We start from the raw sequence: 13,450 nt of genomic DNA, 5'->3' as shown, positions 1-13,450 counted from the left end.
AACAAAACAAAAAGTGTAAAACCTGAAGAGGTCTTACACTTTTTTGTTTTTAAAAGTTTCCGCCTCAGGTGGACATTTGTCTTTTGGTGGAGTCTGAAACCAAATAGACGCGTTCAGGGCGGCCAACTGTGCCGTAGGCTAAATCGGCTTCGATTTTGTCCTCGGCGACAAGGTGTTCGAGGTAGCGGCGGGCGGTGGTACGGCTGACGCCGATTTCTTTGGCGACTCGTTCTGCGGTGAGACCGCCCTCTGCTCGTCCGAGTACTTCCATTACCTTATCTAAGGTAAGCGGGTCGATGCCCTTTGGAAGGTAAGGCTTGTCCCCCGCTCCTGCGGCCCCCTCAACATCCTTGCGCAAAAGCTGGTCGACCTGTTGCTGGGTGACGTGCGGATTATCTTGTCCCAATTGAACAAGCTTTCTATGAAACTCTTGATACCGCAGCAATGATTGCTTGAAACGCTCAAATACAACTGGTTTAATGATGTAATCAAAGACACCTATACTAATTGCCTCTTGAACTTTATCGATCTCTTTCGTGGCCGTAATCATAATGACGTCCATTTGCTTTGCCTGCTGTTTTGTTTCCTTCAGCAAATCTAGTCCGTTCATATCCGGAAAATAAACATCCAACAGAAGCAGGTCCGGCTGCAAAATCTCGATTAACGTTTTTGCTTCCAGATAACTAGCCGCAATTCCCACCGTTTGAAAGCCTTCAAGTTGTTCCAAAAACCTCTTTTGGATTTCCGCCACACGTAAATCATCCTCAACAATTAACACTTCAATATCTCGGTTCACCTTCATGCAAACTCCCCCTGCGTTTTGGAATCGCCACTGTAAAAATCGTTCCTTCTCCCTTGGCCGATGAAAACGTCACGTATCCCCCTAATTCGTGAATTTCCTTTTGAACGAGACTCAGACCGATTCCGGAATTGGTTCCTGAATTCTTTGTTGAAAAACCTTCTTTAAAAATCTGATCAGTCAACTCGGCGTCAATCCCTGCGCCGTTATCTTCTACTTCGATAATCAATTCCCTGCCAAGGTCGGTTAAAAACAAGGAAACGATTTTTTCCACCTTGTCATTTGCCCTCACAGCTTCAAAAGCATTGTTGACGAGATTGCCAATAATCGTGACTAGTGAATCCCGGCTGATGTCACTAGGAAGATCCCTAAAACTGCTTTCACTATCAATCGTAAACTGAATTTTCAGCTCGCTAGCCAGGCTGACTTTCCCTAGAATAAATCCGGCAATAATCGGATCAGGTATTTCCTTCATTAAAAACCGAATGAAGGATTGGGTAACATCCACTTCTCTCGATATGAAATCGATTGCCTCTTTATAGGAACCTAACTGAATCAACCCCAGCAATGTATAGAGACGATTGGAATACTCATGTGTCTGAGCGCGCAGCCCTTCCGCATAAGCCTTGACATGAGATAATTCCTGAAGCAGGTGCGCCAATTCAGATTTATTCCGCAAACTCGCTACAGCCCCGATAACGGTACCTTTGTTGTTAAAAATTGGCACTCGGTTTGCTAAAAAGATTTCCCCAAAAATCATGAATTCCCTGTCATATTCGGCCTGACCGGTCCTGACTACATCGAGCAAATGCGTATTTTCCAGCACTTCTTCAATCCTTGTCCCACGTAGAACGGTATCGCAAGGGACCTGTAAAATTTTATGCGCTGTTTCGTTTACAACCGTTATTCTTCCATTCGTATCAATGGCAATTATTCCTTCATGAATGGATTCAAGGATCGCATGCTTTTCCTGATACATCCAGGCAATCTCCTCTGGCTCAAGCCCCAAAAGTGCCTTTTTAATATTAAATGAGATTAATATAGCAGCCAGAAGACCGCCTAATAAAATAATCATGATGGCCCAAAAGACCTTCTTCTGAATTCGCGCCACTTCTTTTTTAATATCTGTCTGCAGGTACCCTACAGAAACGACGCCGGCAACCTGTCCACCAATAAAAATTGGAGCTTTTCCTCGTAAAGAAGGTCCAAGTGTCCCAACTGATTCCGATATAATTGATTCTCCATTAAAAACACGGTCATTATCTCCACCAACCATTTTTTTGCCTAAACGATTAGGGTTAGGGTGTGAATAACGAACCTCGTCTCGATTTCCGATAACAATAAATTCCGCACCCACCTGTTTGCGTATTTTTTCCGCAATAGGCTGAATAATTAAAGCGGGGTCCTCCGCACTAAACGCCTTTTGTATTTCCGGCATGTTCGCAATCGATTGTGCAACGGATAACGCCTTCGTTCCAATCTCATGCTTCAAATTCGTTTCCATGATATTTTTAAACGTAAATTCTATGATGGTCCCCATTATAATAATAACTATAGAGATCCCCAGCATCAGTTTTGTATGTAAACGCATGCAAACACCTCTATCTTAATAATATATTAAAAAAACTCCTTTAAAAAGGAGTTTTTTGTAATCTTCAGATTTATCCCTCAACATTAATGATAACCTCTTTGCCCCTGCGCTTCATCATGAATGGCACGACGAGCCATAATAAGGTGATTAATAGAAAAATTAATGAAATTGGGCGGGAAAGAAATACCGTATAATCACCATTCGAAATGGTCAATGCTCTTCTAAGGTTATTCTCAACCATTGGGCCTAAAACAAGTCCAAGAACAAGTGGAGCAATCGGATAATCATTTTTGCTTAAAAAGTAACCAAGAACACCGGAGGCTAATAATAAAAGTAAATCGTAAGTCGATACTTGGACTGCATAAACACCGAAAATCGAAATGGCAATAATCATTGGAATCAAGTACTTCTTTGGTGTCTCAATAATTTTTGCAAAAACTTTTACTAGAGGCAGATTTAAGATTAATAGCATAAAATTTCCGATAAACATACTGGCAATTAAGCCCCACGCCACTTGTGGATGGTCTTCAAATAATAATGGACCCGGTTGGACATTGTACATCATCAGTGCCCCCATCAAGATAGCAGTAGTCCCAGAACCCGGAATACCTAGTGTCAATAATGGGATCATCGCTCCGCCTGATGCAGCGTTATTAGCGGATTCAGGAGCAGCAACTCCAGCAATCGTACCTGTTCCAAATTTTTCAGGTTTCTTTGAAATCTTTTTTTCTAGCAGATAAGAGAAGAACGATGCGAGTGTTGCTCCTGCCCCCGGTAGAATACCGACGAAAAAGCCAAGTAGTGATCCGCGGACAATTGGAGCTGCAGACTCCTTGAATTCTTCCTTGGACGGCAGCATATTGTTGATTTTGGCAATTTCTCCGTCATCCTCTTCTTTTTCAAGGATGGTTTTGAACACCTCACCAAGTGCAAATAAACCGACCGCGAGTGTCAAAAACTCAATTCCCTGGTATAACCATGGGATCTCGAAGGTAAACCGGGCAATCCCCGAAACATTGTCAATTCCAATCGTTCCTAGCAAAAGACCGCAAACCGTCATAATCAACGCTTTCGTTACCGATTTTCCAGCCAATCCGCTGACCGCCCCAAGCCCAAGAAGCATAAGTGAAAAATATTCTGCCGGACCAAATTTAAGAGCGACGTTTGATAATGGCTTTGCTAATAAAATAAGTGCGATAATTGTAACGATCCCGGCAAAGAACGAGCCGATTGCCGCAATCGAAAGGGCGCTCCCCGCTCTTCCTTTTTTCGCCATTTGATAACCGTCCAGGGTCGTCACAACGGAGGACGATTCTCCCGGTGTATTTAATAGAATCGAAGTTGTCGAACCCCCATACATCGCCCCGTAGTAGACACCAGCAAGAAGAATGATGGCGCTGGTTGCTGCCTGCTCCGGCGGAAGTCCGCCGGTTATCGATGCTGTTACTGGAATCAAGAGCGCGACACCGCTCATAGGTCCAATTCCCGGAAGCACCCCAACCGCGGTACCGATTAAAACCCCGACAAAAGCAAAGATGATATTATACCAGATAAGTGCTGTTCCAAAACCTTGTAATAAATAATCAAGTATACCCATGTCCGTACTCCTTTCTAAAAAGCTGACATTTCCTTAAATGCATAAGGTCTTTTGCTTCAAACCTACGAGAACCAAATTGGCCAGCCTGGCAGTGTCCCTTTTAAAACCTCCACGAATAAAAAGTAAACAAGTCCAGAAAATGCTGCTGAGATGATAACCGAATTGATCCATTTTGAACGTTCCATCGTTTGAAAGCAGACAAATAAAAATAAGAATGTGGTGATTACATAACCAATGGATTCCAACGTTAAAATATAAAGCAAAGTCGCAATAAAAATAATGATGAATGTTTTGTATTCTAATTTTTCTTTATTTTCCTGCTTGTTTTTGTTTTGGAATGTCTCAAAAAACAAGCGAATACTTAACAATACGAGCACGTTTCCAAGGACGAGCGGGAAAATATCCGGCCCGACCACGCTTCCGTAAGATGAACTGGCAATATGCCGGCTGCCGATGATGAACAATACGCCTACTGCAAGAAACAGGACTGACGCAATACGGTCGAATTTCAATTCCATTCGAAGTCCTCCTTTTTGAAAAAATAAGGGAAGGAGAAAAGTTACTCCTTCCCGCCTTTATTACTTCTGCATGCCTAATGCTGTTAATAATTCTTTGACTTGCTTATCCTGATCTCCTAAGAATTTTTGGAAGTCAGCGCTGTTTTTGTATTCCAATTCCCATCCTTGTGTTTCAACTTCTTTTTTCCATTCAGGTGACTGAACCAGCTTGTCGATAGTTTTTTCCCAATAAGTTTTTGCTTCTTTAGACATTTTTTCCGGACCAAACACGCCGCGCCAAATCGTGAACTCTGCATCTACACCCTGTTCTTTAGCGGTTGGAATGTCCTTGAAATCGCCGCCTAAACGTTCAGTTGAAGTAATCGCCAATACACGAACCTTGCCTGCTTTTAAGAATTCTTTCACGCTTGAAGCATCTGTGCCGATCACGTCTGCGTTACCGCCTAGCAATGCAGTAATTGCCTCACCGCCGCCATCATAGGAAACGTATTTGATTTTGGTTGGGTCCACTCCGTATTTAAAGGCCGGAAGAATAGAAATCAAGTGGTCCATTGAGCCAGGTGCGGAACCGCCGGCAAATGTTAGTTTAGTAGGATCTTTCTTCACTTCATCTAATACAGACTTTAAATCTTTGAATTTTGAATCCGCTTTTACAACGATTGCTCCATAATCCTTTGTCAGCTGTGCCAATGGTGTAGTGTTTTTATAACCATATGGGCTGTTACCTTCTTTTTTCAGATTGTTAATAATGATTGGCGGTGAGTTGACAAACAGCATGTCATTGTTTGTTGCTTGCTGTGTGGCGTATTCCGCCATAAACACGGCACCACCGCCGCCCGGCTTGTTTTCAACCGTTAACGGCTGCTCCACCAATTTGGTTTCGCTTAAGATTTTTGTGAAGGAGCGTGCTGTTAAATCCCAGCCGCCGCCTGCCCCGGATGGTGCCACAACGGTAATAGCTTTTGTTGGATAGCCTGTCCCTTCTTCTTTTTTTGCTGCTGGACTTGAAGTTTCTTTGCTGGCACCGCTGCTACATGCAGCAAGGCTTAACGCCAATGCTCCCGCAGTCACCACTGTTGAAAATTTTTTGAAACTAAACATCTTTTTAATTCCCCCTTGTAAACGTTTACCTAATTCTACAAAAAATTTAGAATATTGAAAGTTTATATACTTAAACAGCATTAAAACCTTATTAATCATTTTGTTCATTTTGTTCACAATGAGGCGTGGAATGAGGCGTGGGGACGGTTCTCGTGCCTCAAAATTTCGTTAAGCGGACCTCTTGAGACCATTCATCCGGTCCAACTTAGCAAAAAAAAAGCTAGGGCCTCTGCCCTAACCTCTATGATTATTTAAAATATCTCATCGAAATACGTTGATTTTTATTCGCATCATGTAGTTTTTCTATATAATCATCCTGTACTGCCTCTTTTAAACTTTTTGTTCGTTTTGTGATGGTGATGGTTAAAAACAAAATATTTAGAGTCATAATTTACCCACCTTTCTTTCACTTTTTAAAATGACCAGTCGGTTTATTTAGTCTCTAAAAAAAGATACCCTTCAAAATAGACTATTGAGTCTATTTTGATTTTATTATATATTTATGCTGAATTCAATGATTTTGCGCTGAAATTTCTGAAAAACCGCATGAAGAACAAATACGTTCCACATCCGGTTCTTTTCAGGCTAAGCCTTAATTTTTCTTAAAAACATTTCCCTCATCTCGTTAATTACATCATTACATGGAAAGTCGGGATAGATCGTTTGAATCATTGCCCCATCAATCATCGACCAAAATACATTGGCATAAATGTCTGGCTTCAGGTCCTTCTTTATCTCACCTGACTGCTGACCCTCTTTTATGATTTGTGAAAAAAGCTGGATAAAATACTCGTGTCTTCGCTGGTTTAATTTTTCCAATAATTCTGGGTAACGAGAGGCATGAAGTTTAAATTCATCGTGGACAACAATATTGCCGATATCTTCTCGATCATTTGGTGATAAATACATATCAAATAGATGTATTATTTTATCTATAGAATTGGTGCATTTCCCCAATTCGCCGGTTAGTTTTTCATACGTAGCTTCTGTACTCGCCTTCATCAATTCCAGAAAAATTTCATCTTTGCTTTTGAAATAATTATAGATGGCTCCTTTGCTAATTCCGGAATGCTGCACAATGTCGTCAACGGTAGCAACTAGGAATCCTTTCTGAGCAAAGCAGACAAGAGCGCTATCCAATATCTCTTTACGCTTTTTTTCTTTATAGGAGTCGGATACAATTGGCGCCATGGCTGTTCCCCCTTTTGCTGTATGAAAAAATATTATGACCAGTCGGTTTATTTTAATTATAGTTTTAATCACCATAAATTATCAATGAATTCATCATTTTTCTACATATAATTTATTCTGGCAATTCTTTATACGCTAGTTTCAAAATGATTTCTCTATGCTGTGGATATTTTTGCAATAGCTCGTCCTGTGTAAACAATTCAAAATCCTGAAAATCAAAGCCAGGTGAAACCATGCAGCCTACTAGCGAGCATGTTTCTTTCTCCATGACTGATGAACCGAAAATAGCGTTTTTGGGGACAAGCGCTTGCGGAACTTCGCCATTGTTAAAATTCAACCCAAGCCTAATTTCCTCATATTCTCCATTTTCATGAATGATATGAATAGTCAAAGAGCTTCCACCATGAAAATACCATAATTCGTCTGACTTCAACCGATGAAAATGGGAAACATCTTTAGACGTCAATACAAAATAAATACTTGTATACAGCTTTCGTTTTCCATTATAATTCACAGCTAACTCTTGGTCAGATATTTGCTCGGAAGATTCAAAAGTTCGTTTATAATAACCGCCTTCAGGATGAGGCTCCAGCCCTAAATTTGTCACCAAAGATTCCAGCATTTGAATATCCATATATTTATACTCCTCTTCATATATAACTATTTAAAAATAATTTTTATTTTTGGTTTTAGATCACACTTTTCGGAATATTACGTATAAATAGAATAGTAAGATAAATTTTCCTCCGAAAGTATTTTTTTAAATGTTAATTTGTCTATTGAGAAAAGTCAAATCTATGAATCAGCTTCTAGGAGAATATGAAAAATTTGTATAAATTTGATACAAAATAACGATGGACTATTTTTAAAAGCCTGCTATAATGCAATATATAAATATATTACACACGTAAAGGTGGGCATTATGGGGAACACTTGTAGATATGTTGTCAATGCTCTTGGTAAGGGTGGGGAAACATATTATACACAATGCAGAGATAAGCAAGAATTGAAAAAGTGGATTACTGATAATCAAGAAAAATTAGTTATGAATGAACTGCAAATCACAGATAAAAACCAAAATCCATTACTAAAATTATTTGGAATAAAAAAGTTTTTTTAACAAAAAGACGCCATTCTGATGCAATGGCGTCTTTTCATTTTATTAAGAGAATTTCAGAGTGATTGATTTAGTGAAATAGCGTTTCAGGCAGATTTACCCCACTTCCAACATTTCAACGTTAGTAAATTTGTGTTTTTGGATGTAGATGAGCCTGATGGCTAAGGCGATTCCTGCGGCAAGGAGACCGATGGTGAGGCCGATCCAGTAACCCCTTGCCCCTAATCCGGTATAGTGTGCCAATAGGTATCCAGCAGGCAAACAGATGAGCCAGTAGGCAACTAATGTCATAATAAAGGCCAAATTCACATCTTTATATCCTCTTAACGCTGCCTGGGCTGTTGCTTGGATGGCATCGGAAATTTGAAAAAACAGGGCGAAAATTAAGAAGTTTGCCGTCAAACTTATAACCGCCGCCTCATTCGAGTAAAACCCTGCGACCTTGTAGCGAAAAGCCACCACAAATAATCCTGTCACAAGCGCAGTCATCACCGCCAAAACAATACCTAGCCAGCTATAGACCTTGGCATCTTTATAGCGGCGGGCACCCACTTCAAATCCGACTAGGACCGTCTGGGCCATTGAAATGCTGATAGGTATCATGTACAGGAACGACACGATGTTCAAAGCCGATTGATAGGCAGCAACAGTTGTTACATTAAACTTACTGATTAAAATAGTAACGACTGCAAACATGCTTGTTTCAAAAAACGTCGACAACCCCATCGGCACTCCAATTTGTAAAATCTCTCTGCACTTCGTCCACGAAAATTGCTTCATATTGCTAAATACGGGGTACGTAGAGAACGGTTCTTGTTTTAACACAATCAAAACCGTCAAAGCTAAAATCACCCAATAGGTAATCGATGTAGCATAGCCTGCACCTGCACCACCTAACTCAGGAAAGCCCCATTTGCCAAAAATAAACACATAGTTTAAGAGAAAATTTACAGGCAGGGATGAAATCATGATCACCATAACAACACGGGTTTTTCCCAAAGCATAAATAAACGAGCGTAATACATTAAAAATAAAAAGCGGCAAAATTCCATAACTAAGCCCGACAAGATAGTTAAAAGCGGTATCCTGCACACCTCTTGGAAGATTCATCGTTACTAAAAGCGGTGCCAATAAAAAGAAACCAAAAACAATGATAACCAATGTTAAAAGGATGGAAAGATACACACCATGCTTAACCACGGCTGCAATTTCATGGCTCTTTTTTTCGCCAAAATATTGTGCAGCAATCGGCGATACTGCCAGGAGAATGCCGCTCAAGCCTGTAAAAATCGGATTCCAAATTGAAGAACCAATCGCAACACCGGCCAGGTCGGTTGAATGATATTTTCCCGACATGATCGTATTGAAAAACACCATGGAAAACATCCCAAGCTGGGTGATTAAAATTGGAACTAACAGAACGAAGATTTGTTTTATTTTATCCTTCAAGGTGATAGCCTGATTCATGGTAGTAAACTCCTTAAAAATACATTCAAAAAATTATTATACCAAATATTTGTTCCATTTTCCCCTATTATTTTCGTTTCTATGGTTCAAAATAATTAAACAATAAGCCCGCAAAAATCAAAAGCAGGAGCCATAGCCCCTGCTTAATTCACGAACAACCTGTTCTGTTAATTAACCTTTTCAGCCTTGGCCTGGCTGGTAGGTACCTTGGCCGTGATGATATCCGTGGCCTGGATAATAGCCCCCGTGGCCGTGGTGATACCCGTGGCCCGGATAATACCCGCCATGGCCGTGGTGATACCCATGTCCTGGATAATAGCCGCCGTGGCCGTGATGATACCCATGTCCCGGATAAAAACCGCCATGGCCGTGATGATAGCCCATTCCCGGATAACCAGGATAACCCATGCCTGGATGCGCACCTGGATATCCCATTCCCGGATGACCAGGTGGTGCATAACCTCCGCCTGGTAAACCAATTGTTAATTGTCTATCCATTCTTTATCTCCTCCTCAAAATGGTTACAAATTAGTATATGTGTCCAAATTGAATGAGGGATAGGCTTATTACCCAATTACTCCAAGCTTATACAATTGCCTCTTCACTTGGCCTGTTCACTTCGCGCCGATTTTCCTTGATCATCATTCCGCCGAGTAAGCCAATCAGCGCGAATGCGGCAGGAATAATAAACCCATAGTGGTACCCCACACTTGCACTGAATGAATGAAAATGGTCTAATACCTTACCAAAAATGCTCGGTAAAAGTACGGCGCTGATAAACCCCCCTGTGTTCGCAAATCCTGTGACTACACCAACCTCCTTAATAGGGAAAGACTGACGGACGACCGCAAAGGTTAATGTACTGCCGCCATTTCCGTAACCTATTAAAAAGAAAAGCATATATAGGAGGAAAACAGGCGGATTTCCACTGAAAAGCAGAATGACAGTCCAGCTTAGAAAAATAACAACATGAACCAGGACATATGGTCTCTTGAGTGAATCAATCCGTGCTGAAAACCAGCTTGTTACAGGCGCACCGATGATGGCGCCAATCAAGCCAATCATAACCAGCTGGCTGGCAGCGGATCTTGTCATGTCATATACGTGCATTCCGTATGGTACAGCCCATGAACCAATAAATCCAACATACGTCCCTACCGCTCCAAAATGACAGAAAAAAGCTGCCCATGCCTGACGATTTGAAAAAATACGGCGCAGCATCACCAAGGTTTTTTCCTGCCTCGGCTGTTTTTTAAGATAAGACTTTTGCGGCTTGGTTTGGTTCAGGCCCATTTGATTTGGCTTCATGACCAAAACGTAATATAAAAGAATTCCAGTAAGGCAGAGAATAATACCCGTTGTCAAAAATGGCGGTCTCCAGCCAAAGGAGGCAATTAATGCAGAGAAGGGAACTGTCGCCAATAAAAATCCTAAGCTTCCGGCCATTCCTGCTAAGCCAAGCAATTTTACAAATTCATTGGCTCTAAACCACCTGCTTAAAATCAACACCAAATTGACCCAAATGGCGGCATCTCCTATTCCTACCAGCAATCTTGCAGCAAAAAGGATGACTTCATTCGAGGCAGTACTATAAATAATTGTCCCAAGCCCCGTTAGGAGGGTTCCGCCAATAAGAAAATAATTTGGACCCAAACGGTCAGATAAAATCCCAATCGGAATTTGCAGTCCAGCATACGCCAAAAACTGTATACTTGCCAACAAACCAATCGTGGCTGCTGGTAAATGGAAATCCTTCATTAATTGATCCGAAATTAATCCAGGTGCTGTTCTTTGACTTACAATGATAAAATACGTAAACAACACTGCCGTAAAAACTATCCATCTATACTTGCTATTTCGTTTTTCCAATGTTTCATACCCCTGTTGTATTGATTATTTCCCTTATTATACTCCATATTTCCCTAGATGAATTCCCTAATTTCCGATGGAGGCGGTTACATATAAAAAAATTTCAGTTCTCGAAATAATTGCTATTTGTGATTCCCGTCACCCCGTTCCTTCATCCATTTTTACTAAAATAAAGCTACAGGGGAAGGTGATGAAATTGGAAAAAAGAATATCTAATTTTTCTATTTTTGAGAATTACCATGATAGGCAGGTCGTTTTAAACTACTATGAGGACGAAGATTTTTTATGGAAAAGAGATGGGTTTCATTTTGATAAAATACAATTTTTAAATGGAATGCTTTTATTTACAAAAAAAGATGGAAGAACATTTTCCATTTCCATTAAGGATTATGAAACTGTATCACTAAATACTGATTTTCAAAACTACTTCATGTTACGCAAGGGCTGTGACCGTATGGAAATGTATTTTCCAAATTGAACCGTCGAGAAAGGATATTTTTCTCAGCAATTTTTTATATTGTCCAAACCTAAATTATCAAACTTTAATTGTTTATCCCTGCTAACTGGCCTGTTGATTTCCGCTCCGGGCACTCGCTTTCCGCGGGGAGCTCCTGGAGCCTCCTCAGCGCTTTGGCGCCTGCGGGGTCTCCAGTGACCTCTATATCCCGCAGGAGTCGAGTGCCCTCCGCTCCAATCAACAGGGAGGCAAATCAACCTAAGTATTGCAACACACATTTTCCATCCTTGCAAAGTATGTTGCAATCTTTTTCATATCTTGAGAGACTGCAATAAGGAGAGCCTGTTCTCTTACATTATTCAATTCCCGTAACTAAGAAGAAAAAGAAACCAATCTATTTGTAAATCAAGTGAAAAAGGTTGTCGCCGCAACCAATCCATTAATATAAACAAATTCATATTCACTATAGCAATACTCTTTTGGATTGAACATTGAATTCACCACTTATTTTTATTATCTATTGTGAGGTGTAGGTCCTTATTGAAAAATACTGTTGATTGGCGCGGAAGACACGAAGACTCCTGCGGGAGTACGGGGCAGGGGAGACCCCGCAGGAGCTTTAGCGACGAGGAGGCTCCCCGGCACGCCCGCGGAAAGCGAAGTGCCTGGAGCGCCAATCAACAGACTTGTTGAAAAGACTGATATTAATAATATAATATCAAATTAACGCGGTTAATCATTAAAGAATATGAGTAAAATAAAAGGCTGTCGATAGTTTCTCGACAACCTGGGGGACCAATAAAGGTCCCTGTTTTTATTGTTTCGTTATTTTTGAAGGATTATTAATTTTATATAACACTGGCACTTCGACAGTGAACTCATCCGCCGCGTCCTTCCCTTTTGCAAGTTTTTTTGCGGCCACCTTCCCATCGAATTCGAGCATATCTCCAGGGGCAAGCTCAAACTTTTTCAATGTTTTGCTGTGGCTGCACCAGGCTAGACCAAGTTCGAGAGGGTTTTCCTGGACGATTTGGACATTTTCAAGGACAACGACTTCATCGTTTTCCTCATTAAAAGCATTGTAAGTCAGGGCAAACTGCTTCACAGTGGCTGTAAAATGCACTTTATCTGCAGGCAGCTCTATTTTAGGCGCCTTTTCCTTTTTAGGTTTAGCCTCTTTCACATTTGCCGGTTTGGCCGGCTCGGCTTGGGTGTTGATTTCCTTTGTTTCTGCTTTACTTTCCAGGTCGATTTTTGCAGATTCCTCCTCACTTACTGTGGTATCTGCTTCCTCTACCTTCACATCCCGATCCTCAAGCGTAAGCATGCTTTCCTTCCCGAAACTTGCCTGCTGCATTTCTTTTAAATAAGCCGGGTGAATACAGCTAAGGGTTCCATCTGAAAATTCTATTACAAGGGTGTAGTTTTGATTTCCGTACATTTCATAGCCTTTTATGCTTACCAGGCATTGAAATCCTCTGTCCTTATACCAAAATTCTTTTTTTGCTGCTGACAACCCCCATTCCTTCAACTTCCCTTTAAAATCCTCTTCGCTTTGAAAGCTCTCATATTCTCCCATTGGCGGTATGTATTGGGTTGACTTCTTTTTCGTCAATTGAGACTGCTGTGCTGCCAAATATTGCACATCCTTCCATTATTAATTTGTATTTTATTATAGCATGTTCTTCTTGACTGGCCTAAAAACAGCGACAGTGATGATGTGTTTATTTTTTGAAAAATACT

The 13,450-nt window shown here is 40.8% G+C and carries 14 protein-coding genes; 2 read left to right on the top strand and 12 right to left on the bottom strand.

The features are described 5' to 3' along the window. Positions 1-64: 64 nt before the first annotated feature. From ACZ5B7_RS12880 to ACZ5B7_RS12845, 8 genes are all read right to left on the bottom strand, one after another. Entirely contained in the window at positions 65-802 is a 738-nt protein-coding gene (locus ACZ5B7_RS12880; protein WP_464494034.1) for a response regulator, read from the bottom strand. Next, positions 780-2,390 (bottom strand): ATP-binding protein, encoded by a 1,611-nt coding sequence (locus ACZ5B7_RS12875; protein WP_464494033.1) that lies wholly within the window; start codon positions 2,388-2,390, stop codon positions 780-782. The genes ACZ5B7_RS12880 and ACZ5B7_RS12875 overlap by 23 nt, the downstream gene beginning before the upstream one ends. A 70-nt stretch (positions 2,391-2,460) precedes the next feature. Next, a complete protein-coding gene (locus ACZ5B7_RS12870; RefSeq protein ID WP_423802176.1) occupies positions 2,461-3,987 on the bottom strand; it encodes a tripartite tricarboxylate transporter permease in 1,527 nt (508 codons plus the stop codon). Between the two features lie 62 nt (positions 3,988-4,049). Next, complete coding sequence (locus ACZ5B7_RS12865) at positions 4,050-4,505, bottom strand: tripartite tricarboxylate transporter TctB family protein (protein ID WP_464494032.1); 456 nt, start codon at positions 4,503-4,505, stop codon at positions 4,050-4,052. Between the two features lie 60 nt (positions 4,506-4,565). Then, a complete protein-coding gene (locus ACZ5B7_RS12860; RefSeq protein WP_464494031.1) occupies positions 4,566-5,606 on the bottom strand; it encodes a tripartite tricarboxylate transporter substrate binding protein in 1,041 nt (346 codons plus the stop codon). Positions 5,607-5,853: 247 nt separating this feature from the next. After that, on the bottom strand, positions 5,854-5,994 hold the full coding sequence (locus tag ACZ5B7_RS12855) for a YrzI family small protein (RefSeq protein WP_464494030.1): 141 nt from the start codon (positions 5,992-5,994) through the stop codon (positions 5,854-5,856). Positions 5,995-6,191: 197 nt separating this feature from the next. Further along, a complete protein-coding gene (locus tag ACZ5B7_RS12850; RefSeq protein ID WP_464494029.1) occupies positions 6,192-6,797 on the bottom strand; it encodes a TetR/AcrR family transcriptional regulator in 606 nt (201 codons plus the stop codon). A 112-nt stretch (positions 6,798-6,909) separates the two neighbouring features. Further along, positions 6,910-7,431: a cupin domain-containing protein gene (locus ACZ5B7_RS12845; RefSeq protein WP_423802171.1), complete on the bottom strand. Its 522-nt coding sequence runs from the start codon at positions 7,429-7,431 to the stop codon at positions 6,910-6,912. 288 nt (positions 7,432-7,719) lie between these two features. Between ACZ5B7_RS12845 and ACZ5B7_RS12840 the strand changes: the two genes are divergently transcribed. After that, positions 7,720-7,917: a hypothetical protein gene (locus tag ACZ5B7_RS12840; RefSeq protein ID WP_213115843.1), complete on the top strand. Its 198-nt coding sequence runs from the start codon at positions 7,720-7,722 to the stop codon at positions 7,915-7,917. Positions 7,918-8,010: 93 nt separating this feature from the next. Here ACZ5B7_RS12840 and ACZ5B7_RS12835 read toward each other — a convergent pair whose 3' ends face one another. From ACZ5B7_RS12835 to ACZ5B7_RS12825, 3 genes are all read right to left on the bottom strand, one after another. Beyond that, complete coding sequence (locus ACZ5B7_RS12835) at positions 8,011-9,381, bottom strand: MATE family efflux transporter (protein ID WP_464494028.1); 1,371 nt, start codon at positions 9,379-9,381, stop codon at positions 8,011-8,013. A gap of 180 nt (positions 9,382-9,561) precedes the next feature. Then, on the bottom strand, positions 9,562-9,879 hold the full coding sequence (locus ACZ5B7_RS12830) for a hypothetical protein (protein WP_464494027.1): 318 nt from the start codon (positions 9,877-9,879) through the stop codon (positions 9,562-9,564). Between the two features lie 87 nt (positions 9,880-9,966). Continuing rightward, positions 9,967-11,250, bottom strand: coding sequence for an MFS transporter (locus ACZ5B7_RS12825; protein WP_464494026.1), 1,284 nt, complete (start codon positions 11,248-11,250; stop codon positions 9,967-9,969). 190 nt (positions 11,251-11,440) lie between these two features. On the opposite strand from ACZ5B7_RS12825, the gene ACZ5B7_RS12820 reads away from it, so the two are divergent. Then, positions 11,441-11,728, top strand: coding sequence for a hypothetical protein (locus tag ACZ5B7_RS12820; protein WP_464494025.1), 288 nt, complete (start codon positions 11,441-11,443; stop codon positions 11,726-11,728). A gap of 793 nt (positions 11,729-12,521) precedes the next feature. Here ACZ5B7_RS12820 and ACZ5B7_RS12815 read toward each other — a convergent pair. Then, the gene (locus ACZ5B7_RS12815) at positions 12,522-13,352 is read right to left on the bottom strand and encodes a hypothetical protein (RefSeq protein ID WP_464494024.1); all 831 of its coding nucleotides are present in this window, start codon (positions 13,350-13,352) and stop codon (positions 12,522-12,524) included. Positions 13,353-13,450 lie beyond the last annotated feature (98 nt).

Source organism: Neobacillus sp. S1115 (genome assembly GCF_055385565.1).
This window is presented reverse-complemented; position numbering and strand designations above follow the sequence as displayed.